Origin of the sequence: Psychrobacter sp. DAB_AL43B, assembly GCF_900168255.1 — a bacterium.
Taxonomy (GTDB): Bacteria; Pseudomonadota; Gammaproteobacteria; order Pseudomonadales; family Moraxellaceae; genus Psychrobacter.
The window spans coordinates 1,789,773-1,816,018 of the sequence record NZ_LT799838.1 but is presented as its reverse complement, the minus strand read 5'-3'; the positions used below and the strand labels follow the sequence as shown (position 1 = coordinate 1,816,018).

Below are 26,246 nucleotides of genomic sequence, written 5' to 3'. Positions count from 1 at the left end.
AACTATTATTTTTCTTTATAAATATCAGTTATTTTTATGAAAGTAACTAAGCCATTATTGGTTATAGCTGACTTGGTAAATTAACGAGCATAGGAGTGTTATACATCCAGATATGAGCAGCATCTTTACTACCTAATGAACCCTCAAAGCTCCATCCCCATGTAAATAAATCACCATTTTTAGCAGGTGTACTATGGTCTTGATTGAGCGGTTTCTCTTGAGCGATGAGATGCATGGCTCCCATTGCCATATTACTAATATTCTTTAAGTTAGGCAGCTTGTTCGTTGGTTCATCCAGATCGTCATAAACCGTTTTGCCTTTGCTATCTGTTTCACCAAACATACCCCATGCATAAAGAATGCCATCTGTCGATGAGCCATTATTCGATGCGACCTTGTCTAATAGCGCATAGCTGGCATTGCCATTAGCATAGACACGGCGAATATCTTTATCAGCAAACCATGGCAGTTTGGTTGGCGTGGTAACGGTATTTGCCCATGCTTTTTCAGTACCACTAAATAGCTCGCCGTTGTAACCTACTTGGCTGGTTGCATTCAATCCCCAAGCGTAAACAGATTCTTTGTTGGTTAATGCCAAGACATGGTCGCGTCCAGCGGCAAGCTGGGTTACCTTTTCTTTTTTTATATCCTTTTCCGCTTCTAAGCCTTGAGCTGTATTAGCGTCAGTTGGATTACTCTTAATTACATTAATAAGAACAGGCGTTGCGTTGATATTGATGCAATTATTGACTTTATTACATTCTTGACCACGCCCAAGGTTGGCATAAGCGTCGCTGCCCCAACCCCAAACCTGACCTTTATCGTCTAAAGCATAAGAGCTGCTTGCACTAGCAACCACTTGTACAATGTGCCCAACATCGTCTGACGCTGAAAAGTCGACTTTGACCGGTGTACTGCTGTCTATAGACGTGCTATTGCCAAGCTGTCCTTGACCGTTGGCACCAAACGCCCAGACATTACCATCTTTGGTGAGCACCAAATTGTGCTTATAGCCAGCCGCTACCATCACAGCATTTTCAATACCTGCAATGGCACCGATATCAAGACGGCAGTCAGCCGTTTTACTACAGTCGTTACGACCTGTGCTGCCGCGCCCTAATTGCCCAGAAATATCTTCACCCCAGCTATAAACCAGCCCCTTATCATCAATAGCAAGCGAGTGGTTTTGATTAAATTTAATGGAAAGCAAGTTCTTTGGCGCACTGTTCATGAGCATTGGCGTATTTGGATGTCCCATGGTATCGGCTATTTTGCTTGTCAGTCCCAGACCTGTTTGACCATAGTTATTACGACCCCAACCATAAAGTTGTCCATCACGTAGGGCACCGGTATGTGAGCCACCGGCGGCGATCGTATCGCCCAAATAGATGGTTTTGGTTGAGCGCATGATATTGCCAGCATTGTCTGTGGCTTCTAAGGTAAGTGTGTTGCCACCTACGTCTAATAAAATCTGATCGTTAAAATAACCATCTGTGTCAACCTTTAATAATTGGGCTGATTTTTTGTTTAAAGCGTAAGTTAATGATTTGATACCGCTACTATCTTGCACTTGACCCGAGACAAACATTGCCGCAACAGCGCTATCGCCAGTAGAAAAGTTACTATCGGTCGTTAATAATGGCGGTGTCCCATCAATGATTTCTGTAGTAGTGTCAGAATCATTGCCACAAGCAGTAAGAATCAAGGTAGCAGTAACGAAAGCGACTGCTTGAGTGAGATAGGATAAACGCATAAAAGCCTCAATCGGTCATCAACAAAAGGAAGGTAATAACAATGCCAATCTTAAAAATAAGGATATATAGCAAAATAGCAGTAACGATTATTGCGAATAATATTACAAATGATAATTATTATCAATATATAAATAGGGGTTATAGCAATGGGAGCGATTTAACTACGTACTATTACTGACTGCTTGCATTGCTTTTATTCTAATAATGCGTGGTGTAGGTGAGCTTTTATCAATAGCTAGAAACAACGCTAAAACTGAGCCACATATAAAGGTATGGGGTGTGGCAAGGATGATTTTTGTGGAATCTATAATACAAAGATCATGAGGAAGCGACGTCGCACGTTACCGTAATTGTGCCATTTGCCATTTGCCATCTGCTATTTGCTATTTGCTATTTTCAATTGAGCATGGTTAGTAGTAAGATAATAGCCCTCATTTCAAACTTAAGTGGTTACCATAAATACCCATGACTTCTTCACTTCATCGCCTGTATTCTTTTCGTCGCTGTCCTTATGCCATGCGCGCTCGTCTAGGACTCTTGTTCGCCGAGTTACAAGTGGAGCTGCGAGAGATAGTATTGAAAAATAAACCCGCCCAAATGCTAGCAATTAGCCCGAAAGGCACTGTACCTGTTTTACAGGTTTTTGATGCTACTGTGGATGCTATTGTAGATGGTGCAGTGATTGAAGAGAGCAGGGAGATAATGACGTGGGCGCTTGAGCAACAAGATCCGCAAGGGCTGGTGGATACAAAGGTTTTAGATCAAGCCAATGCTCTGATCGAGCAAAATGACAATGAATTTAAACATTGGCTAGATCGCTATAAATATGCCGACCGTCATCTTGAAATGACCCAGACAGAGTATCGGCAACGAGGTGAAGTATTCTTGCAGGTATTAGAAAAATTATTGGCTAAAAATAAGTATTTGCTGGGCGATAGTATTAGTATCGCCGATATTGGCATCATGCCTTTTGTTCGCCAATTCGCCCATGTCGATCGCGATATTTTTTACAGCTTACCTTACCCCAATTTACAGCAGTGGCTACAACACTGGTTGGAACACCCCCTCTTTCTGCAAGCCATGATTAAATTTAGACCGTGGCAAGAAGGGGATGACGTGATGGTTTTTCCTGCCTCTTTAATCGACCTCAATTAGTGATATGATAAAAGCCTCATTTCAAACTTAAGAGGTTACCATGACCGTTGATCTCAATAGCCGTTACGGCTTAACTCCTGCACATAGCGAAGTGGTAGAAGCATGCAAAATTATCGAGCCGTGCAACACCTTAGATATGGGTTGTTCGAGTGGGCGTAATGCTCTGTACCTTAGCCAAAACGGATTTAACGTTACCGCGATAGATGCTAACCCCAGTGCTATAGATATGCTGAAAAGCATCATTAATGAAGAAGGTCTGACCAATATTAAGGCTGAAGTGTACGATATTAATCGTGCAAGCCTTGATACGGATTATGGATTTATTTCCTGTACGGTAACCTTAATGTTTCTTGATCCTGCTCGTGTTGATGCTGTTATCGCTGACATGCAGGCGCGTACTTTGCCTGCTGGTTATAACCTGATTGTTTGTGCTATGAGTACGGCACAGTACCCATGCCCAGTTAATTTCCCATTTACCCTCAGCGCAGGACAACTGCGCGACGCTTATAAAGGGTGGGAATTGATTAAGTACAATGAAGACCTAGGTACGATGCACAACGGCGCTCAATTACAATTTGCGACGGTGCTAGCACGTAAGTCCAGTTAGCCAATAAATTTTGATAATATTACTGAATGAAAGTTATTTAATAAAAGCTACTGAGTTAAAACACCAAGTACAAAAAAAGGTTGCTAGTGCTATAGCTAATATAGCACTAGCAACCTTTTTTATATGACTAAATCGGGTCGCTACAATTATAGTAGCGTCTGCTTGGATTTTACTAATACTATTGTTAATGCTTACAACAAATAGTTCTCCTGAACATACGAAATACACAGCTCATAAAAGGCTTGGGCAGGTGGAGAGATAGATTTATTGGCCAGTTTAAAGATACCAATTTGTCTGTTTAAAGAAGGGTCAAGTAATTTTATCCAAACCAGCTCAGGTTCATTAGCAGGGAAGGCGAGTTTCGGTAAGGTCGTGATACCCAAATCGTTTCTCAATAATGAAAACAATGAGGTGATGTTTTCTACCGTGTAGCGAGCCTTGCGATTGAGCGCTTCTGCTGGTGTATTCTCAAGTAGTCTACAGGTGCCATTATAAATAAATGGCTGCGTTAAGAGCTGTTGCCATTTTAGTCCTTTTTGTACTTCACTTTTTGACGGTTTTGATAGCTGCCCTGATAAACGGTTTAGCTTGTTGCTTTTAAGACAAACTACCCCGATAGGATCTGATATGAGCAGGGTAAAATCAATTTCTTTTTCGTCGATACTTGTACAGTTGCCCAAAGCCAAATCTACTTCACCGGTCAGTAATCGATTGGCCACTCCCACCGCATTATCATCTATTAAGACGATTTCGATATCCGGATATTTCTTTGAATAGGCGACCAACACGCTAGGCAATAACTTAGTCACTAGTGATGGCACGCTGGCAATCCTGATTTTTCCTTTGTCCCCTGATGCAATGGCTTGCAAATCATCTTCTAATGCTTGATAGACACTGAGAAACTGCTGAATTTTGGGTACGCAACTTTCTCCAAAAGCTGTCAGCGTCGCCTTATTACCAACTTCAAACAAACGCTGATCTAGCGTCTTCTCAAGCTCCTTTATTGATGCCGATATTGCGGCTTGTGAGCGATTGGCACGATTGGCTGCCGCGCGAAAGCCGCCTTCTTCTACCACAAATAAAAAATGTCGTAGCTGCTGTAATTTCATAGTGGTTAGCGCCTTTATGCTTGCTGATATTACGAGAAATACGATAGTTTCAAATGATAGATTAAATCTATCATATTTAATATTTAATTGGTTAGATTTATCATTAATAAGTGCGTAGCATAATGAATAACAAAGAATTTGTGTAACCATTCATTCAAAGGATATAACGACATGACCACTCAATCAACCAAACAAGCCGTTAAGACTTCACTTTATGCGTCGAAGTCGCCCCTTGAATGGGCAGTGACTAATAACGGTACATTGTATACCGCCCAGATTCCTATCGATGACAATGGTGAAGTGGTCGCTGGTGGTATCGAAGCACAAACTCGCCAAACGCTTGATAACCTAAAGCATACCCTAGAATGTGCCAATACCAGTATGGACTCGGTATTACAGGTATTAATTTATGTCACCGATCGTGACTATCTAAAAGTGGTCAATCAGGTTTATGCTGAATACTTCACCGCACCCTATCCAAATCGCGCTGCTTTAGTGATATCGGGTTTGGCACGGGAAGAAATGCTGGTTGAGCTGGTTGTTTATGCGGCTGTACCTTAGGCTTTCATTTGTAATTTTCTATTTATTTTATGACTCAAATCTATTGTATTTTTTATTTAAATAAACTCACTAAAAATTGTTATTAAGGATATTTTTATGTCAACTCAAGCGTTCAAACAAGACCCAAACAAATCACTCTATATTAATGGTGAATGGCAAAGTGGTGCAGATACGATTGCCAATATTAACCCGTCTGATGTCAGCGAAACTATCGGTGATTTTGCTCAAGCCAGCAGTGACCAAGTACAAGATGCTATTGCTGCCGCGCGCATTGCCCAGCCAAAATGGGAAAAAACGCCCATAGAAAAAAAGCAGTCAATTCTGCAAGCGATTGGCGATGAGATGATTGCGCGTTGTGATGAGTTAGGTACTTTGCTATCACGTGAAGAAGGTAAGCCGTTTGCGGAAGGTCGCGGCGAGATTTATCGTGCCGGTCAATTCTTTCACTATTATGCTGCCGAGGTATTACGCCAAATGGGCGACCTTGCTGACTCGGTACGCCCTGGTGTGAAAGTTGAAGTGACTCGTGAAGCAGTCGGTGTCGTCGCTATCATTTCACCTTGGAACTTCCCAACCGCTACTGCTGTATGGAAAATTGCACCAGCATTAGCCTATGGTAATAGCGTTATTTGGAAGCCTGCGAATTTAACCCCAGCGAGTGCCGTTGCGTTGGCGGAAATTATACACCGTCAAGGATTGCCAGAAGGTACATTTAACTTAGTGCTTGGTGGCGGCTCATCAGTTGGTGATGCGTTGATTAATTCAAAAGACATTGATGCGGTTAGTTTTACTGGTTCAGTAGCGACTGGTCGCAAAGTTGCTGCGGCAACCGCGCCAAACTTTGTCCGTTGCCAGTTAGAGATGGGCAGTAAAAATGCTTTAGTCATCGCGGATGATGCTGACTTGCAAGTCGCCATTGATGCCGCTGTTGCTGGCGCGTTCGGTGGTTCAGGACAGAAATGTACTGCATCTTCACGATTGATTGTTATGGACGGTATTCATGATGCTTTCGTTGATGGCGTTATTGCAAAAATGAAAACGTTGAAAGTCGGTCATGCGCTTGATGACGGTATCTTTATGGGTCCAATCGTTGATGACAAGCAGCTTGCATCGAATATGGATTGGATTGAAAAAGCCAAGCAAGCCGGTGCCAATTTAGCCTTTGGTGGTGAGCGTTTAGACATGCCACATGACGGTTATTATATGTCGCCTACCTTGTTCACAGAGACCGACAACAGTTGGGATATCAACCAAGAAGAAGTGTTTGCACCACTTGCTTGTGTCATGCGTGTGCAGAACTTGGAAGAGGCGATTGCCATGACCAATGACACGCGTTTTGGCTTAACTGGCGGCATTATTACCCAAAGCTTGCGGAATAGCGCGATGTTTAAAGAGCAAGTGCAAGCAGGCTGCGTCATGGTCAATTTAGCAACGGCAGGTACCGATTATCATGTGCCATTCGGTGGTCGTAAAGAGTCAAGTTTTGGTCCACGCGAACAAGGAACGTATGCCAAAGAGTTTTATACCATTGTTAAAACCGCTTATCAAAAAGCGTACTAGAAGCGGATTAAAAAGGATGATAGCCGCAGTTAATTGATTAATTAATCACGGCGCAACTGGTTAAACCTGCGCCGAGCGGCTACTTACAAAAGCATAAAAGGAATTTGAAAATGTACCAAGACCATATCATCATTGATGGATTACAGTATAGCCATTGGGATCGTGATTATTTCAAGATGCTACAAGCCAGTGGTATCGATGCGGTACACGCCACCTTGGTGTATCACGAGGATGCTCGCCAAACCCTAACGCGCTTTGCTGAATGGGATGCCCGCTTTGAGCAAAACTCAGACCTTATCTTGCCCGTGTATTCGGTCGCTGATATTGAGACTGCTAAGCAACAAGGCAAAGTTGGTATCTTCTTTGGCGCGCAAAACTGCTCGCCTATCGATGATGAGATTGGTCTGATTAGTGTTATGCGCCGCTTAGGTTTATTGATTATGCAATTGACCTATAACAACCAAAGCTTACTGGCGACGGGTTGTTATGAGCAAAATGATTCAGGCGTAACGCGTTTTGGTCAACAAGCAATAGCCGAGATGAATCGAGTCGGTATGATTATTGATATGTCGCACAGCGCCGAGCAATCAACGCTTGAGGCGATTGAGATATCGAGCCGTCCAATCTGTATCAGCCATGCCAATCCGACTACTGCCCATGAGGCGTTACGTAATAAATCGGATACTGTTATTAGTGCCTTAACCAAGGCTGGCGGGTTGTTAGGTTTCAGCTTATACCCGTTTCACTTACCGAATGGCAGCGCCTGTACGCTCAATGACTTTTGTAGCATGATTGCTGATTGTGCGGATAAATATGGTGTTGAGCATTTAGCGATTGGTAGTGATTTATGCCTTAACCAACCACAAGCAGTGCTTGAGTGGATGCGTAACGGTCGTTGGTCAAAGGCGATGGATTATGGTGAAGGTAATGCCAATAATTCAGGATGGCCTGATACGCTGCCGTGGTTCGCTGGTAAAGACGGTATGGAAAATATCTATAACGGTTTATTGCAACATGGCTTTAATGATAAAGATGCTGGCAAGATCATCGGTCAAAACTGGTTTGACTTTCTCGAGGCTGGCATAAGGCCTTTATAAAAATCGTAATATTTAGAGCTAAAAATAGACAATGTAACGTTGTCTTTGGCTGCTGATTTTCAAGACAAGCTACTGCTAATTTAAGTGACGCAACATTATCATATGGAGCCACATCATGGCTGATTTAAAGGGATTTAACAAAGACGAGCAAGGACGCTCAAGTGTGGCAAACACAGCAGCGAATCATGGATCACCTTCTAAAGAGGCAGACACAGATACTCTAGGACTCAAAAACCCAGCATTTTGGTACAGTGGCGGTTTTATTATTGCCTTTGTTCTGATGGCGATCTTTGCAGAAGAGCGCTTATCGAAAATAGTTGATTTAGGCTTTGTTTGGTCGGCTAAAGTTTTTGGTCCTTTTTGGCAAATCTTATTATTAGCCACTTTTGTGATTGCGTTAGCAGTTGGCGCTGGTCGCACCGGAAGGGTCATTTTAGGCAATCTACCAAAGCCTGAAATGGACAACTTTAAATGGATGGCCATTCTATTTTGTACGCTACTTGCTGGCGGCGGGGTTTTTTGGGCAGCCGCTGAACCTATCGCTCATTTCGTTAGTGCACCGCCTGTCTATGCTGAAACAGCTGATATTCAACAACGCGCTTTTAATGCGTTATCACAATCGTTTATGCATTGGGGCTTTTTAGCGTGGTCGATTGTTGGTAGCTTGACAGCTATTGTGGTAATGCACCTGCATTATGACAAAGGTTTGCCGCTTAAACCGCGTACGCTCTTATATCCTATGTTTGGCGATCGTGTGCTTACTGGTCATACCGGAGCGATTATCGATGCTTGTTGTATTGTCGCGGTTGCGGCCGGTACGATCGGTCCTATTGGCTTTTTGGGTCTACAAACCAGCTATGCATTAAACACTTTATTTGGTATTCCAGATACTTTTACCACCCAGCTCATTATTATCATATTTGCTATTGTCTTATATACCCTTTCGGCGATTAGTGGACTTGCCCGCGGTATGCAATTACTTAGTCGATTTAACGTCATGCTGGCTGTCGCTCTCATGGTGTTTATTCTTTTATTTGGACCAACCAAATTTATCGTTAATGGCTATATTCAAGGCGTTGGCACGATGGTCCATAACTTTATCCCGATGGCAACTTTTCGCGGTGATGAAGGTTGGCTTGGTGGCTGGACGGTATTCTTTTGGGGTTGGTTTTTAGGTTATGGCCCGATGATGGCGATCTTTATTGCGCGTATCTCACGGGGTCGTACCATTCGCCAATTAATCACGACGGTTTGTATTATTGCTCCACTAGTGACCTGCTTTTGGTTCACGGTCGTGGGTGGCACAGGCCTAGCGTTTGAGATCGCCAATCCGGGTAGTGTTAGTACTGCTTTTGAAGGCTTTAACCTTCCTGGTGCTTTGCTAGCAATCACTCAGCAGTTACCATTTCCTTTGATTACCTCATTATTATTTATCATTTTAACCATGGTTTTTATTGTCACTACGGGTGACTCGATGACCTACACCATCAGTGTCGTTATCAGTGGTGAGCGCGAGCCCAACGCTGTTATCCGTACCTTTTGGGGCATCATGATGGGGGTAACGGCTATCGTTTTAATCTCGCTTGGATCAGGCGGGGTGACTGCTTTGCAATCCTTTATCGTGATTACTGCTGTGCCGGTGTCCTTTATTCTTCTACCATCGTTATGGAATGGACCAAAAATTGCGCAGCAAATGGCTCGTGATCAAGACCTTTATCGTCCTAACCGAGTTGAGACCGATCATCGACTTGCTGAAGAAAAACTTGCCAACGAATCAGTTCCCAAAGAAATTGATTAAGTGCGTCATGAATATAGCCAATAACCTATTTACTTATTGATGTCAGTGTTTAAAAGTAGCAAATAAGTTATTGGCTTAACCCATTATTTAAGGTGATAGTTATATGGAACATACTTTGCCAATGAACAATGAGCTGGATAATAATAAGCTAGATGCGGTCAGCTTCCGTACCCCCGATGTGGTGATGCACTCTGAAAGATTGGGCGCGATGCACCAAACCCGTATCAGCTTCGTGCGTACCTTATTACGCAAAATTGATAAAGAGAAATGGACGTTAAAGATTCATCTTTGGGATCTAAATAAAGAAGGCTATGGACAAGTGATTTATCGTTTGCAAACGCCCGAGCACGTTTATCACTTAGTCGTATTTTGCAATCAGATTGCCGACGAAGAACGCAATGATCGCGTGATTGCGCAAAAGTGGGATGTGACGTTTGCTTTGGTTTATGGTGAGATCGGTGATGAGTTGCTTGCCAATTTAAAAGCCAATGTGCCACTACAAGAAGCTGGTCGCAACTCAAACATGGTGATGGTGCTGGCACGTGCTAATAAAAGCGTGCGTGTGTTTGATCATGTCGTCAGCTCATTGGCTGATGGGCAGCAACCTGATTTGGAGGTACTGGCACAAGTTGGTTATATCCTGCGCACCACTGCGGTTTATGGCAATGGTAAGTTTGGTATTTTTGACTTTAAACCACTCGATCATAGCGAAGATTTTAACCAATCATTTCGTGCTCAGATGTGTGCGGTGTATTTGCTTCGAGAGTTTAGCCTCGACTGGGTCGATTATTTGGCGAAGAAAAAAGGTGGCGATAAGGCAGTCAGCTTACATCCAGAGATTAAGCAGTATTTAGGTATCGGTAATGCTACCGGTCTTGGGATGGCACCTTATTTAATTAATCATCCTTGTGTCGTTGATCAATGGTTAAGTACCCGTGAAGGGGCGCTACAAGCTGTATTGGTCTGTAATATCGAGTCTGAAGCAGATAATAGCAAAGTACAACAATTCTCCACCTTGATGAATCGCGCTATCCAGCATTTCTCTGAAGTAGTCACTATCAATGAGCCGCAAATCTTACTGAATAGTACGATTGTTGATGAGCTGACGCAATTGCAAAACAACCTTGTTACTGAGCTTAAAGACTGCGACACGTGGGCTGATTTTTTACAGCACAATGACCATCTCAGTTATGAGAGCCAAGAGGTCATTATCTCTTGCATGATGGAGCTTTATCCTGAGCTTGTAGATAGATTTGCAGGGCAAGTAAATGCTGATGAGACGATGTCACTACCCAGCGGTAAAGTCGTTCAAGACCTTGTTGAAGTTTTAGAAGCGCGTTATCAGTGGGCAATTAGCATTGATTTTGCCGCAGAAGATAATGTCTATTGGTTCTGGTATCGCTCCGAGGATAAAGAAGAGCCGAGAATGGGCATACGTGGACAAGAGCGTGGCGATGATAAAGAGTTCTTACTAGATATTGGTAGACAAGCAAATACTTTGTATTTAGCGTTACAACAAGCAAATCCACAGCAACTACTATCAGAATTTATCTTAACCAAGCCAAAATATCGCTCGATTGCTCGCAGAGTATGGACGATGGGTCATAAAAAGATGGGCGATATTCAGATTAACGTCTTGCAAAAGACCGCATTACCGATGCATCTATTACGCTGTAAATTGTCTATGTTTGGTGCAACCAAGTTTGATCCGAGATCTGACCGCTGGGTGCGTGTGACCTTGTTTCAAGGCGCGCCTTTGTTTGATGACGTCCATAGTGATGAGTGGCTATTTCCTCTTTTACCAAAAATAAATGAGTTATCGACCTTACCATTAGCTGCCCAATAAGGAGTATTGAGACATGATTGTATCGCATAATGAAATCGTGACCATGGTGAACAAAGCCTTTTTGGGGTTGCAACGTGAAGTCGGGGAAGCAGATTTGATAGCTTCTATGGTAGCGGAGCTACAGATGGCTGGTCTTAATGGTATCTTACATTTTAATAATGCCAGTCCTTTTATACTGTCCGAACGCGATGTCCCTATTGGTATTGTTCATCAAACTGAGGAAGAGCTCATCTTAGATCTGCATGGCAGCAGTCTGGTCTGTCATTTGCCGGTAGTAATGGACTATGCCATTGAAAAAATGGGTAATCGTGAGCATTTCAGAATCTACTTGCGTAACTGTCATAACCGCTGGCTAGCTTATAGCGAACTGGTGAAACTTGCTGCAAAAGGGATTGCTTGTCTGGCTAAATGGGACAATGGCAGCGCACCGAAACATACCATATTTACTTTGGATAAAAGATTTGTCTATCCTGATTTGTATTTCTTTAATAAGGCGCAGGACAACTATAATACCAATGATATGGTGATTGAGCTTGCGACCTCTAACTTTGATATCGAAAAAGACATTCAGCATTTTAATCAAAAAGTATCAACGGATGAGCTGTTTGAAACCCATCAACGCGCATGGAAAGAAGGTATCTATGTCGATGATGAGCAGTGGGCAATTCTTAAAAAGAGCGCAGCAGCAATATTGGTTGAAAATAGTGAGGCGTCAAGTAAAGGGGCAGGGGGCGTATAGACTATAAAAGTGCTTTTAACGATGGGTTTAAAAAGCTTTCTGCTATAGATATTAAGGTCTAAAAATATAGGATTTAGTCTAGATCTGTTATCATTAATGAGCGTGATTAAAGATATCGCATTCACAGAACCCATCGCTAGGAAGTTTACATGATCGTCAGGCAGACACCAAATGCATTCAAAATACTTTTCACCCTGCGCGGCTCTGTAATCCCACACATTTATCCCCAGGTTTTACTAATAACCCTGCTCAGTGCCTTAATATCAGCGGTTCAGCATGGGATTCCAAGTTCTTTCGAATCTTATAGCACAGCGCCTTTCACCTTATTGGGGATTGCGCTATCTCTATTTCTTGGCTTTCGTAACAATGCCAGCTATCAACGCTGGTGGGAGGCTCGGGGATTATGGGGACAGTTGGTATTTGATGCCCGCAGCCTGACCCGCCAACTGCTGTCGTTTATAGACGAAGAAACTGAGATTGGGCGGGATACTCAGCGGTGTATGATCCATCTTACCATTGCTTTTACTCATGCACTGAGGCATCGGCTTCGTGGCACTGCACCTTGGCAGGACGTTGAGCGCTTTGTTGAGCCTGAGTATCACATCAGTATGCGCCAAGCGGGAAATCTCCCCGAGTATCTGCTACGGCTGATGGGCAAAAAGCTCGGTTACAGTCGTCGCCACCAGCTATCATCAGATCTTATGATACAAAACATGGATGAACGTCTGACTTCTATGACTATAGTCTTGGCTGCCTGCGAGCGCATTCAAAACACGCCACTGCCGTTTGCTTACATCCTATTGGTGCATCGAACGACTTATCTTTATTGCTTTATGTTGCCTTTTGGCTTGGCAACTTCTTTGGGCTGGGTCACCCCTTTAGTCTGTGGCGTCATTGCCTACACCTTTTTCGGTCTCGATGCCCTCAGTGAAGAGATAACCGATCCTTTTGGCGTGGCTCCTAATCATCTGCCACTGACTACTTTATCACGCACTATCGAAATCAACTTATTAGAAGCCTTGGGAGAAACCGATCTTCCCACTGATATCGCCCCTCAAGACGGTTGCTTACAATAGATAGTATGTAATGAACGGATGGCATACGCGGCAATAGAATTGAAACCGACTGTCAGTGCTGGGTAGTAAGGTCTAATATGTACCTTATTACGCGTGTTGGACATTTTTAAGCAAGTGATAAGTACAGTATCCATGCGATGATATTTAACGCGCCAGCTCTAAAAATAGATAAATATTTAGTAAATAATAGCTTTAATAGCCGTTAACTAACTCATCTACTAAACTGACAATAAGGTTACTTAACACTCTATTAATACCTGCCACAATGAGTTATCTATCATGAATAAGGATTTATTATGAACTTTACTTCTAAAGATAAATTTAACTCGTTGGTATCGTCTGTAAACTATAATTCTAGCTGTACTTGTCCGAAATGTGGGTGCACCTGTGCGTCAACTTGTGACAAATGTGATATGTGCTCGAAATGCTGTCAGTGTGGTGAAAAGTAATAAATTACACAATTTATAGATCTCTATAGTATTAATAGTAAACAAAAAAGCAGCCTCCTAAAATGATATTTTAAGAGGCTGCTTTTTTAATTTAAGAGTCGTAAATATCTATTAAAACCTTGCTTAGCCCTTTTGAGCAGCAATCCAGCTTTGCATCTGCTCAATTTCAGGTTGCTGTGCGTCGATGATTTCTTGAGCAAGCTTACGCATTTCAGGATTTTTACCATATTTAAGCTGAGTTTCTGCCATATCTACCGCGCCAACATGATGTGGTAACATACCACGAGCAAATGCCATATCCGGTACTGGGTCGGCGATACCCGCCATCATTTCTTCATGCATCGCATCCATACCGTCGGCATAGGCTTGCTGCATTGCTTTGGTATCAGCGGTAGGTGTTTTAGCATCAGGGTTATCAGCGAGCCATGCTTTCATCGTAGCAATTTCAGACTGCTGTGCGTCGATGATTTCTTGCGCAAGCTTACGCATTTCTGCATCAGTACCATACTTGAGCTCAATCTCTGCCATATCCACTGCACCGATATGATGACCAAGCATACCTTGAGCAAATGCCGCATCAGGATCGTTATAATCCATACCAATCATCATCTCTTTATGCATCTTAGTCATTGATTCGGTGTAGTCTTTGAGCATAGGGGTCATTGGTGTGCCGTCTGCTACCATAGCATCTGCACTCATATCATGACCAGCATGCGGGTCTGCTGCGGTTGTAGTGTCAGTCTCAGTTGCTTCGACTGGTGCTACGTCTTCTGTTGTAGTAGGGTCAACTTTCTCAGCTGTTGGCTGACAAGCACTTAGTAATAATGCTGCACTAACACTAGCAGCAAGAACAGAGAAGCGTAATTTGTAATGATTTTTCATGCTATATCCTTAACATAAACAGATTAAATAAAAGACTAGCAAAGCTTCCAACAATAATTTAAAAAATTAAATTTTATTAGATTAGCTTTGCTAGTTTAAAAAAACAGAGTTTAAAAAGTTACGATAATTTTGTGGGTACACCTTTACTTCAATTCTTCAATGAGGGCTTGCATCTCACCGATCTCTCGCTTTTGTGCCTCAACGATGTCATCCGCTAGCTTCCGTACGCGTGGATCTTCGATATCTGCTCTTGAGCTGGTCAAGATAGCAATTGAATGATGCGGTATCATCGCTTGCATCCAATCAACCTGATCAACAGTCGCTTGCGATCTGACACCCCACAGACCAAAAGCGAATAACACTACGCTCAGACCATAAATCATTAAATTTACTTTGGTTTTTTTATACATGTTGGTCATAAAGGCCAGCATAATGATTGCCATCATAGCGCCCATATACAGCGCCATATAGGCTCTGGTCTCACTAAAATAAACGTGATCCCATTTATAGGTATTAAAATACATCATGATAAACATGACGACCGTAGAGGTTAGAATCATTAGGGAGAATTTGAGATAGGGGTTCATCTGATTTTGGTTATTCATATCTTTTTGATTTGAATTATTCATAAGGTAACCTTTACAAACGGTACAAAGTGAAAACAGTTATTAATATTATAACTGTTGCTCAGTAGACTCAATATCCGCATAAACTTGAGTAGTGCCGTCTTTATTGAGCTGCATAATTTGATACGGTGCAAATTTATTTTGATATTCCATACCTGGACTACCAACCGGCATACCGGGTACAGCAAGACCAAGCGCTTGTACTGGTGGATTCTCTAAAAACTGCGCCATATACTTAGCAGGGACATGACCTTCAAAGACGTAGCCATCGGTGGTGATTGCTGTGTGGCAAGAGCGCATCTCAGAGGGTACGCCATAGCGGTCTTTAAATAATGCCACATCCGCAACATCATGCGCCGTAGTACCTAGACCATTATCTTCTGCATGGCTTATCCAGTCTTTACAGCAGCCGCAATTCACATCTTTATAGACGGTTGCTGAGATATTTTTGAGTAAATCTGGATTGCTTACTGGCTTACTCATCACAGAGGTGGCTGTAGTATGATGCTCAGCTTTTACCGTGCTGGCAGTAGAGGCACTACTCTCAGGTTGACTACAAGCAAACAGTGATGAGGCTGCAAATAATATTAGCGTACTACGCAATAGCTTAGACGACTGGCTATTAGATGTAGATACATAGCTAGATTCGATTTTAAAGACTGTCATAAGGCTCTCTCATATTTTTATAATATTTAATAGTACAGATAATAAATTAAGACGCTGAGTATCTTAATATGATGACTCTGACAACAACATGACGCTAAGATGACAATTTTGTCATGTTGCGGTTTTTACATAGGAATATTCCTACCTTACTAAAATCATAGCTTCAAACGGCGCAATCTCAGCGCGTTACCAATAACAGATACTGAAGAAAGGCTCATGGCCGCCGCCGCTATCATTGGACTGAGTAAAAGTCCGAAAAATGGATACAGGACGCCAGCAGCAACCGGTATACCAAGTGCATTGTAGATAAACGCAAAGAACAGGTTTTGTCTGATATTGCGCATCGTAGAATGGCTCAGTTTATGGGCTCTCACAATCCCCATTAGATCGCCTTTCACTAGCGTGATGCCAGCACTCTCCATCGCCACATCTGTTCCTGTGCCCATGGCGATGCCAACGTCTGATTGCGCAAGGGCAGGAGCATCATTGATACCATCACCCGCCATAGCCACGACCTTACCGTCATTCTGTAACTCTTTAATGATACGGTTTTTGTCTTCTGGAGAGACGTCGGCATGCACCTCATCAATATTTAATTTACTGGCAACCGCTTTGGCCGTTATCTCATTGTCACCTGTCAGCATGACCACCCGCAGTCCGGCTTTGTGCAGTAGCGATATTGCCTCATTCGTACTCGGCTTGATTGGATCAGCGACTGATATTAGGCCAGCAGCTTGCCCATCGACTGCGACAAATATGACGGTTTCACCGTCCTTCCTGCGTTTGTCGGCGCGTTCTGAAAGTGCACTGTCAAAACTATCAAGGCGCTGCATGAATTTTGAGTTGCCTACGGCGACCTGCTTACCATTAACGAGCGCCTGTGCGCCTTCACCGGTGGTTGAACTAAAATCGCTGGCTTTTGCAGTAGTAAGAGATTTTGCCTTCGCAGCTTTGACAATAGCTTCTGCCAGAGGATGTTCGCTAGCACTCTCTACGGCTGCGACGAGCACAAGGAGTTCATCCTCATCTAAGCCGCCAAGCGCTTCGATGGCGGTGAGTTCTGGTTTGCCTGCTGTCAGTGTTCCGGTTTTGTCCACAACGATGGTGTCGACTTTTTCCATGCTCTCTAGTGCTTCAGCGTTCTTGATGAGCACGCCATTTTGGGCACCCTTTCCGGTACCAACCATAATCGACATCGGCGTGGCGAGTCCTAATGCACAAGGGCAGGCTATGATTAATACCGCGATGGCATTAACCAGTGCAAAAGCCATTGCAGGTGCAGGTCCGAACATAGCCCAGACAATAAAGGTAATGACGGAGCAGATAAGCACGATCGGCACGAACCAACCAGCTACCTTATCGACCAGTTTCTGTATTGGTGCGCGGCTGCGCTGGGCTTCGGCAACCATCTTGACGATCTTGGATAATACGGTGTCATCACCAACATCGACCGCTTCAATTAATAATGTTCCCGTACCGTTGACTGTGCCGCCGGTGACCGTATCCCCTGCTGTTTTTGCAACAGGTAGTGGTTCACCAGTTACCATTGATTCATCGACGTTGCTATTGCCATCAAGTACCGTGCCGTCTACGGGAAGCTTTTCTCCTGGCTTCACTCGCAGTGTGTCACCGCTGACAACTTCGTCAAGTGAGACTTCTGTCTCGACATCATTCTCATCCACACGTCTTGCCGTTGGTGGAGCCAGCTCGAGTAGCGCACGGATCGCGCCAGAGGTCTGACTTCTGGCTTTAAGTTCTAGAACTTGACCTAATAGCACCAATGTCACAATGACCGCTGCCGCTTCATAGTAGACTCCGACTTGACCAGAGGCACCTCTGAAACTGTCTGGAAAAATGTCCGGAAGAAAGGTTGCTACCAGACTGAAACCAAATGCAGCGCCTACGCCCACTGCAATCAAGGTAAACATGTTTAGATTTCGGCTTTTAATGGATTGCCAGCCACGGACGAAGAATGGCGCCGCTCCCCAGAGTACCACTGGTGTCGCAAGCGCTAGCTGAATCCACTGAGCGATCTGCGCGGAAGTATCGCTCTGATCGCTCTGAATAAGGCTGTCTAGGTTTATCCCGACCATGTCACTCATGGCATACAGAAATAGCGGTATGGTCAGCGCCGTACATATCCAGAAACGGCGTGTCATATCGTCGAGCTCTGAGGTGTCTTCCTTACCAATAGTAGCTGTCTCTGGTTCAAGTGCCATTCCGCATATCGGACAACCACTATTCTCAACATCCCTGACTTCAGGATGCATTGGACAGACATAAACAGTACCGCTGTAACCAGCTGGCACTTTGTCGTATTTGCCGCCTTTAACAGACGTTACCTCTGTATTAGCTGTGCCATGACAGTTTGCATGACCGTCTTTCATCTCTGCCATTTCGGCAACATTATCTTCGACAACAGTGCCTTCAGGCTTGAGAGACATTTTGCATATTGGGCAGCCGCTATCTTCGACATCCCTGACTTCGGGATGCATTGGGCAGACATAAACAGTACCGCTGTAGCCGGCTGGCACCTTGTCATGCTTGCCACCTTTGGTAGGTTTTTCATTCTTATTCGCTGCGCTGTGGCAGCTTGCGTGCTTACTGTCTATTTCTCTTTTTCTTTCTTCTTCGTGCATATCATGTTTCATGAAATCATTCCTTGAAGACGGTGAGTAGAGGTTTAGACGCTATGCAATTATCAATTAGTACCCGAACACCGTTTTTTACGGTTAAATGCAGATGTTTATCGTTAACCTTATTCTAGTTTACGCAGATACTTGAGCAGCGTCGTCACTGTTAGCATCAGAATTAGCTCTAGCATTAGTAACAGCGTACCATTATGGCTCTGACAACAACATGACGCTAAGATGATAATTTTGTCATGTTGCGGTCTTGGTATAGGAATATTGCTGACATTCCTCTATCATTCATAGCATTAACCTAACCAATCAGCGTCGCGCTTGCTATGAAAATATTATTAGTCGAAGACGAGTTGTCACTCGGGAACTACATAAAACAAGGTCTGACCGAAGCAGGCTTTATTGTTGAGCATCAAACCACAGGATTAGATGGTTACCATGCTTTAATGAGTGAGGATTTTAATGTCGTGGTTATGGACGTTATGCTGCCTGATATCAGTGGTTTTGAGCTGGTACGTAATTACCGCGCCGCTGGTAAGCATACCCCGGTCTTGTTTTTGACCGCTAAAGATGACTTGAGTGATCGCATAAAGGGGATTGAGATTGGCGGTGATGACTACCTGACTAAGCCTTTTGCCTTTGCTGAGCTGCTGGTGAGAATAAAAAGCTTGCTACGCCGTGCTAATCAGGCGGATTACAGCAGCAACCTCATGCAAATTGCAGATTTAAAGATGGATATTGCCAAACGCACCGTGCACAGAGGTGAGCTGCCTATTAAGTTAACCGCAAAAGAGTTTGCCTTACTACAGTTTTTACTTGAAAGAGAGGGTGAAGTGTTACCACGATCGGTTATTGCCTCTCAAGTTTGGGATATAAATTTTGATAGCGACACCAACGTCATTGATGTAGCAATTCGGCGCTTAAGGATTAAAGTTGACGATGACTATGAGGTAAAACTGATACATACAGTGCGTGGTATGGGTTATCGATTGGAGGTTACAGAAAGTAGTAGTGACTCAACACATCTAACAGAAAGCCACTAGCATGACGCCTATTGTCACAGACGGACGCCTGTCACTGTTATGGCGGACTATATTCCTATTGACGCTCTGCGTAGTAGTCACTCAAATCTGCCTGTACCTTTGGATTCAGCGTTCGGTTAATGGTCATTTCGAACAAATGGATTCAGAAATTTTAACCCATGCTGCGTTTAATTTACGTCAGCACATGACTGATAGCTTACTCGATGATCAGAGTATAACGCAACTTTCTGATCAGCCTAATCAGCCTGTGAGTAAGCAGTCACAGCCACTACAGAATGCTGGACTAGACTACGATGTAAAAACCGTCATCACTGATGAACAAGGACAAATTATTACCAGTATGCCCAAAGGCTTTATCAGTCAGTCAGGGAATAAACGTTCAGTAAAAGACTTATGGCAGCAATATCATGATCAGCCGTTTGATTTAAAAGTTGATAGTCGTCACTATAGGGCTATTGTCATTCGGCACTCTGAACGTCTAGCGCTCATCGCCTTACCTATTGATGTCCATCATCAATACCTCGTCCAATTCAACCGTCATTTAATTCTTATATTAATCGCAATCACCTTTATATTGGTGTCTGTTGCGGCACTTAGTGTGCACTTAGGATTTGCCCCGCTATCAACTATCAGGCAAAAGATGACTCGCATCAATGCCGAACAGCTCGATGATCGTATTGTGGTTCGTGAGATGCCCAGTGAGTTGCGACCGCTTGCTGATGCTTATAACGCGATGATGGATAAACTTGAGCATAATTTTGAGTCATTATCGCGCTTCTCAGACGATATCGCGCATGAGCTTCGTACCCCGCTTGCAACCTTAAGTACCCAGACTCAAGTCATGTTAAGCAAGCCTAGAGACAGCAATGAATACGTTGAGCAGCTGCACCATCAACATGACACACTCAAGCAGTTATCCGGCTTAATTAATAACATGCTGCTACTGGCAAAAACACAAAAGGGAGTCTATGACTCCCAGTTCATTCCAGTCGATAGCGAGTCTCTAGTGACTAAGATGATTTCTTATTACGAGCTAATCGCTGAAGATCGTGGTATTTCATTCGAAAAAAGTGGAGAATTTAAGGCAGTATTAGGAGATGAGCGTTTATTACAGAGATTGTTTGCGAACCTGATATCAAATGCTGTGTACTACGCAGCAAGTAATAGCATTATCTCTATTCAAGCATCTACTGTCTCTGATGCCGATGTAAATGATTCGAATGAAGTCACTCGATCCTTATTAAAAAATCAGTTTTTACAGATAGTGCTTACTAATCGCTTAGATGAATCACTAACGCAGCTAGAGGTGGATAAATTGTCTGAGCGTTTTTATCGTCATCATAAAAACAATACTTTGCATTCAGGTACGGGTTTAGGGCTATCGATAGCACAAGCTATTATTAACGCACATAACGGCAAAATGAGCATCATTGTCAAAAATGAGTACTTTTTTCAAGTTAGTATCGAGCTGCTAGCCTCTGAGTGAGCGCTCCAATCTGCTTATTAATTATCATGCTATGATCGAATAGAGTAGGTAGGTAAATAATGATGTGAACGCTTGAGCAAACCTCAAGTTAATCACACTTACCTAGGGAAATTCAGGTATTTCTAATATCTATATTAATAAACATAATTAGCTCAGCAGTCTAATATAAGTGGTTCCATTGAGCTGGTCTATTTTGAGTGGTCTATTAATTGGTTTTTGGGGCGTTTTAGGTAGTTCTCTTGGGGTATACCCTTAAACAGGCTAAAGAATATCAACAATTAGTTGCTGACATTGATAAGGATACTGAACAACTCGCTAAGCTGATTGGCGAAGTTAAAAGCCGCAATCAAAGCCAGATATGACAGTATCAAGCTTACTCTACTGAACCGCCCCGACTATATCGGAGAGTGTTTTACTTGAGTCAGGCAGCAATGCCTGACAGGGTTAAATTATCATAATACCGCTTTTCAAACTCAAAGGGTGACACATATCCAATCGTGCTATGCAAACGGGTTTTATTAAACCAGTCCACCCACTCAAGGGTTGCCAGTTCAACATCGTTCACACCAGTCCAGTTATGCTTTAAATAATGAATCACCTCAGACTTGTAAAGCCCATTGACCGTTTCAGCCAATGCATTGTCGTATGAATCGCCTGTTGTACCAACAGAAGCAATCACGCCAGAGTCCGTCATCTTATCGGTATAGCGAATAGATAAGTACTGAACCCCTCGATCACTGTGATGAATGACATCTTTGGGATTGTTTCTATCTGCTATTGCTTGGTTTAATGCCGCCATCACCATATCGGTATTCATGCGATTCGATACTTTCCAGCCCACAATAGCGCGAGCAAACACATCAATAATAAAAGCGGTATAGACCCAGCCGCTTGTCGTCTTGATATAGGTAAAGTCCGCCACCCAGAGCTGGTTAGGGCGATGAGCGCTAAAGTTACGATTAACCAAGTCATCAGCACGCTTTTGATCATCACGGCTGTGAGTTGTTATTTTACCTTTACCGCGCCAAACGCCTTGTAGGCCATGCTGGCTCATTAAACGCTCTATGGTACAACGAGCAACCTTTAAATTTTCTGACCTGCCAAATACGTTTAATCTCACCGATGTAAAAGTCGCCATGCTGACTGCGCAGTGAACGCTTGTGTGGGTTGTCGCTTAAGTCTTGAGCACGATAATAAGTTGACGGGGCAATCGGTAGGACTCTACAGATCAGCTCGACCCCATACTCAGCTTTGTTATCATTAATAAAACTAATCATTACTTGGGTGGACGGTCGAGCTCCGCCTGGGCGAAAAAAGCCGCAGCCTTCCTGATGATTTCATTAGCTTGCTTAAGCTCTTTATTCTCGCGTTCAAGCTCTTTGATGCGCTCTTTGTCACTTTGCGCTTGCACTGAGGCAGGAATAGTTTGATCGATGTGCTTTTTATGCCAGGATCGCAGGGTCTCAGGCGGCGTGCAGCCAATCTTAGGGGCAATGGCTTGAATGGCTGACCATGTGGAGGGATAGTCATTTGCTGCTTCAATGAGCATACGAACGGCGCGTTCTTTAATCTCAGGAGTGTAGTTTCGTGTTTTCATTGTCGTATTCTCTCAGAATGTTGAGTCTCCGACAATCCCGGGGCGGTTCACCATCCAATAAGAGTGCAACAGCAACGCCTTCAGTACAGTACGACTATCCTATTACTCCTATTACATCTTCCATATCCTCATCTGCGAATAAAACTCAGATGATGCCTGAGACATCAGAACGTGATAGATAATCATTGTACTTAAACTATTGTCCTAACTTAATATTCAAAAAGCCATAACAAATTATGGCTTTTTGAATGACGAGAGCTGTATGTTTTGGTTTGTATAAGATGCGCTATAGCAGCCGCATCTCATCCTTATCTTAAATTATAGTGACAGCGATATCATCTTGTATCAATAGGTTAGGAGTACCGATATTGTCGGCAAAACTATAAACGTTATAGTCAATACCGCCTTGTTCTACAGTACTAGTTGAGTTGTTCCAACCTAATAACGAGACACTATCCTCATTATCCCCATTAATAATCAAACCTTTATCAAACATCACCGTGTCATTGATGATATCCAATACATCGCTGGTACTAAGATTGGTCAGCGACTGTTCACCGTTACCGGTCATATCAATAACTTCAAAGCCTGCATACACTGTTGAATCAAAGTTACTGAAGTCAATATTAGTATTAATAACCAAAGTATCGACACCAGTGCCATCATCCATAGATAAGCTATCATCATTAGAGAATGGACGTGGACCTGTAGCATCCGTTACTTTAACCTCGAAATCCAATGTAGACGATGAACTATCACCATTTGATTTTTCAGTAGACGTTACGGTTAAGCTCACGTCAAGTAAAGAGTCAGCGATGGAATTAACAGTGAGTGTAAAGTCCGTATATAGTGCTGTACCTGCATCTTTATCTGTCGGTATATAACTGGCTATGCCATTTGCATCTACAGTTATAGATTGAGCAACACTATCACCATCCTTAAACGACAGGGCTGCACCAGCCGGTAAGCCTGACATGTTAAATGACAAGTATTCTGAACCATCAGTATCAGTCGTTTCTAGAACAATACCCGTTAAGCTGATAGTAGCTGTAGACGCACCTTGATACCCTATATTCACGGGGTAGAATCCTGTGTCATTGCTTCCATCGGCACCCGCATCATAATCGCCTAAAATATAACTCGTATTGTCTAGACTATCTTGAATAGCAGTAAGATTCGGATAATATTTCATAACCGACCCATCACTATTTTCAACTGCAAAATTATAATTGCCAACACCTTCTGCATTATGAGCATAAAATTGAAAACTATAAAAACCAGATTGAGTTACGCTGAACTCACCATTTCCACTAGTACTAGTACCTTTCCAATTTACATGTAATGAAGACACATCATCACCAATGACGATCGCCGCACTATCATCGCCACTCCCTGAGTATTCATAAGTTTGACCCGTCTCAAGGAATACATAACCAGAGATATAAACGGCATCAAAAGTAGGTAGAGTAGCATCAGCTAGGCTAGTTGTTAATCCAGAACCAGTGTTGTTAATAACAGTATTATCAGGACCGGTGTTGTTTACAGTTGAGCCTAAGTTAGCTCTTAAGTAATCAATCGAACTTAATAAAATCTCTTCACTTGCTCCATTACCCTTATTAGCCAATAGGTTTTGACCATTGACATTTTTGACATTAGACCAAGTTTGAATATTTAAACTCAGATCAGGTGGATCAAAAGCAAAGTTACCTGCGGTTGGTTTGTCTGCAACCGCTATAACCTCAATATTTAAATCTGCTGTATCCGTCGTAATGCTATCACTAACCGTATAAGTAATAGTAGGAACCTCTCCGCTATAGTCAAGTACAGGAGTAAAGCTGTATTCACCATTACTATCAATCTGTATGGTACCCACACCTGCAATTACAGTAGCAGTTCCAACAGCATAGTTAGTTCCGCCAATTTGAATACCTGTTACTGTCAGACCCAGTTGGTCATTAGTAAGTACATTACCAGAAATAGTTCCAGAATCTTCTTGCATAGAAACGGTGTCGTCTATAGCAGGTGGATAATCCACTTTAATAGTTGCTTGGTTTGATTCAAGACCGTTTTTGTCAGACACTACATATTCAACAGGCGTCGGATCACCGATGAAGCCTGACTGTGGAGTAAAGGTGACTTCACCTGTCACAGGATCAACCTTCCAAGTACCTTCGCCTGTAACTTCAATGTTCGTGACTTTGTTACCGGTATCAGGATCAATGAGTCTAACGGTCGTTGGATCCAAGTCACCATCATCATCATTATCGTTATTGACCACATCAACGATGACTGACTTACCTGTTTCACCTATTGCTGTGTCATCTTCAGCAACAGGTGCGTTTGGTACATCGGTGAAGGTCACGGTGCCGGTGTCTTTGCCACCTTTACCATCAGTCACGGTGTAATCAACCGGTGGCACTGGACCTGCGTAATTGGTCTCTGGGGTGAAGATTAGGTTACCGTCTGTGCCTACGGTGATGGTACCGACATTTGGAATCGTCGCGTCATTACCTGGCAGATAAGTTTCGCCGCCAACCGTGAAGTTTTTTACGGTTAATGGATCGTTATTTGCATCAGTATCATTGGTAATAATGTTGGTCGTAACAGGCGCGCCAGGCAAAGTGGTCACGCTGTCATTGGTGGCAACGGGCGGGGTGTTCGGCACATCAGTAAAGGTAACGGTACCCGTATCTTCTCCACCTTTACTATCGGTGACGGTGTAATCAACAGGTGGCACTGAACCGACATAACCCGGAACTGGCGTAAAGGTTAAGCTACCATCGGTACCCACGGTGATGGTACCGACGTTTGGAATAGTCGCGTCATTACCTGGCAGATAAGTTTCGCCGCCAACCGTGAAGTTTTTTACGGTTAATGGATCGTTATTTGCATCAGTATCATTGGTAATAATGTTGGTCGTAACAGGCGCGCCAGGTAAAGTGGTTACGCTGTCATTGGTAGCAACAGGAGCAGTTTCAACAGGCGTGTTATCATTATCATCATTATCTTTACCTCTACTGCTGCCAGCAACTAAGCCTATTAGTCCTAGACCAGCTGCCGCAGGTATCCACCAAGGTAGGCCCGCTGCTGCAACATATTGTGCACCGCCTAATGCTTGACCTTCCGTATCACCTATTGCTAGCTGAGTAACGTAATCATAGGTCTCGCCAGTATCGGGAATATAATAGTAATACTCTCCATCTTCGGCAATACCAAGCAATGCGCTATCTGAGCTATCGTAAAAACCTTCTATAATCAGATCACTATCTTGTCCATCTTCTTCAAATGAGACATGCAAATCATTTTTTATACGTTTAGTAACGATGTGATTGGGAGCACGACCAATAGCCGTATCGTGAAACTCGTAGTTCACTTTATCTGCCGCAGCGATAACTGTAGGCTGACCATCTTTTGTAATTACTTGCACTTGATCAACAGTGCTGTTGGCATTATGAGTCTTAACAATAATAGTATTCATACTCTTCCCTAATATTTTTAATTTGAATAGTGTCGCTTAAATTACTTTTTAAATTGGTAAATTCAGCTACCACAG

Annotated in this window: 18 protein-coding genes, 1 pseudogene and 1 other annotated feature; of the genes and pseudogenes, 11 read left to right on the top strand and 8 right to left on the bottom strand. The window is 43.1% G+C overall.

Annotated elements, in window-relative coordinates; all coding sequences use genetic code 11:
- Positions 1-61: 61 nt before the first annotated feature.
- Positions 62-1,753: a chromosome condensation regulator RCC1 gene (locus DABAL43B_RS07910; RefSeq protein ID WP_079691856.1), complete on the bottom strand. Its 1,692-nt coding sequence runs from the start codon at positions 1,751-1,753 to the stop codon at positions 62-64.
- A gap of 466 nt (positions 1,754-2,219) precedes the next feature.
- Between DABAL43B_RS07910 and DABAL43B_RS07905 the strand changes: the two genes are divergently transcribed.
- Together DABAL43B_RS07905 and tehB are read left to right on the top strand one after the other, a co-directional pair.
- Positions 2,220-2,909, top strand: a complete 690-nt coding sequence (locus DABAL43B_RS07905; protein ID WP_079691855.1) for a glutathione S-transferase — start codon at positions 2,220-2,222, stop codon at positions 2,907-2,909.
- Positions 2,910-2,949: 40 nt separating this feature from the next.
- Complete coding sequence (gene tehB, locus DABAL43B_RS07900) at positions 2,950-3,516, top strand: tellurite resistance methyltransferase TehB (protein WP_079691854.1); 567 nt, start codon at positions 2,950-2,952, stop codon at positions 3,514-3,516.
- A gap of 191 nt (positions 3,517-3,707) precedes the next feature.
- Here the strand turns inward: tehB and DABAL43B_RS07895 are convergent, their stop codons facing one another.
- Entirely contained in the window at positions 3,708-4,625 is a 918-nt protein-coding gene (locus tag DABAL43B_RS07895) for a LysR family transcriptional regulator (protein ID WP_079691853.1), read from the bottom strand.
- Between the two features lie 171 nt (positions 4,626-4,796).
- On the opposite strand from DABAL43B_RS07895, the gene DABAL43B_RS07890 reads away from it, so the two are divergent.
- From DABAL43B_RS07890 to DABAL43B_RS07860, 7 genes are all read left to right on the top strand, one after another.
- Positions 4,797-5,186 (top strand): RidA family protein, encoded by a 390-nt coding sequence (locus DABAL43B_RS07890; protein WP_079691852.1) that lies wholly within the window; start codon positions 4,797-4,799, stop codon positions 5,184-5,186.
- A 96-nt stretch (positions 5,187-5,282) separates the two neighbouring features.
- Positions 5,283-6,746: an aldehyde dehydrogenase family protein gene (locus DABAL43B_RS07885; RefSeq protein WP_079691851.1), complete on the top strand. Its 1,464-nt coding sequence runs from the start codon at positions 5,283-5,285 to the stop codon at positions 6,744-6,746.
- A 110-nt stretch (positions 6,747-6,856) separates the two neighbouring features.
- Complete coding sequence (locus DABAL43B_RS07880) at positions 6,857-7,843, top strand: membrane dipeptidase (protein ID WP_079691850.1); 987 nt, start codon at positions 6,857-6,859, stop codon at positions 7,841-7,843.
- Positions 7,844-7,958: 115 nt separating this feature from the next.
- Entirely contained in the window at positions 7,959-9,641 is a 1,683-nt protein-coding gene (locus DABAL43B_RS07875; RefSeq protein WP_079691849.1) for a BCCT family transporter, read from the top strand.
- Between the two features lie 103 nt (positions 9,642-9,744).
- Positions 9,745-11,487 carry a hypothetical protein gene (locus DABAL43B_RS07870; RefSeq protein WP_079691848.1) on the top strand — a complete coding sequence of 581 codons (1,743 nt, stop codon included), beginning with the start codon at positions 9,745-9,747 and terminating at the stop codon, positions 11,485-11,487.
- 13 nt (positions 11,488-11,500) lie between these two features.
- On the top strand, positions 11,501-12,226 hold the full coding sequence (locus DABAL43B_RS07865; RefSeq protein ID WP_079691847.1) for a DUF3726 domain-containing protein: 726 nt from the start codon (positions 11,501-11,503) through the stop codon (positions 12,224-12,226).
- A gap of 149 nt (positions 12,227-12,375) precedes the next feature.
- Complete coding sequence (locus tag DABAL43B_RS07860; RefSeq protein ID WP_079691846.1) at positions 12,376-13,302, top strand: bestrophin family protein; 927 nt, start codon at positions 12,376-12,378, stop codon at positions 13,300-13,302.
- A 572-nt stretch (positions 13,303-13,874) separates the two neighbouring features.
- Here the strand turns inward: DABAL43B_RS07860 and DABAL43B_RS07855 are convergent.
- From DABAL43B_RS07855 to DABAL43B_RS07840, 4 genes are all read right to left on the bottom strand, one after another.
- The gene (locus DABAL43B_RS07855; protein ID WP_079691845.1) at positions 13,875-14,633 is read right to left on the bottom strand and encodes a DUF305 domain-containing protein; all 759 of its coding nucleotides are present in this window, start codon (positions 14,631-14,633) and stop codon (positions 13,875-13,877) included.
- 143 nt (positions 14,634-14,776) lie between these two features.
- The gene (locus DABAL43B_RS07850; protein ID WP_079691844.1) at positions 14,777-15,262 is read right to left on the bottom strand and encodes a DUF305 domain-containing protein; all 486 of its coding nucleotides are present in this window, start codon (positions 15,260-15,262) and stop codon (positions 14,777-14,779) included.
- Between the two features lie 45 nt (positions 15,263-15,307).
- Complete coding sequence (locus tag DABAL43B_RS07845; RefSeq protein ID WP_079691843.1) at positions 15,308-15,925, bottom strand: DUF411 domain-containing protein; 618 nt, start codon at positions 15,923-15,925, stop codon at positions 15,308-15,310.
- Positions 15,926-16,080: 155 nt separating this feature from the next.
- The gene (locus DABAL43B_RS07840; RefSeq protein WP_264753810.1) at positions 16,081-18,576 is read right to left on the bottom strand and encodes a copper-transporting P-type ATPase; all 2,496 of its coding nucleotides are present in this window, start codon (positions 18,574-18,576) and stop codon (positions 16,081-16,083) included.
- A 317-nt stretch (positions 18,577-18,893) separates the two neighbouring features.
- Here DABAL43B_RS07840 and DABAL43B_RS07835 point away from each other — a divergent pair, with 317 nt between their 5' ends.
- Both DABAL43B_RS07835 and DABAL43B_RS07830 read left to right on the top strand, forming a co-directional pair.
- Complete coding sequence (locus DABAL43B_RS07835) at positions 18,894-19,610, top strand: heavy metal response regulator transcription factor (RefSeq protein WP_079691842.1); 717 nt, start codon at positions 18,894-18,896, stop codon at positions 19,608-19,610.
- A 1-nt stretch (position 19,611) separates the two neighbouring features.
- Positions 19,612-21,096 carry a histidine kinase dimerization/phospho-acceptor domain-containing protein gene (locus DABAL43B_RS07830; protein WP_079691841.1) on the top strand — a complete coding sequence of 495 codons (1,485 nt, stop codon included), beginning with the start codon at positions 19,612-19,614 and terminating at the stop codon, positions 21,094-21,096.
- A gap of 421 nt (positions 21,097-21,517) precedes the next feature.
- On the opposite strand, the pseudogene DABAL43B_RS07825 reads toward DABAL43B_RS07830, so the two are convergent.
- Positions 21,518-22,693: pseudogene (locus tag DABAL43B_RS07825) on the bottom strand (IS3 family transposase).
- Positions 22,299-22,415, bottom strand: a sequence feature (AL1L pseudoknot). Its footprint overlaps the pseudogene before it by 117 nt.
- Before the next feature lie 313 nt (positions 22,694-23,006).
- On the bottom strand, positions 23,007-26,171 hold the full coding sequence (locus tag DABAL43B_RS07820; RefSeq protein WP_079691840.1) for an Ig-like domain-containing protein: 3,165 nt from the start codon (positions 26,169-26,171) through the stop codon (positions 23,007-23,009).
- Positions 26,172-26,246 lie beyond the last annotated feature (75 nt).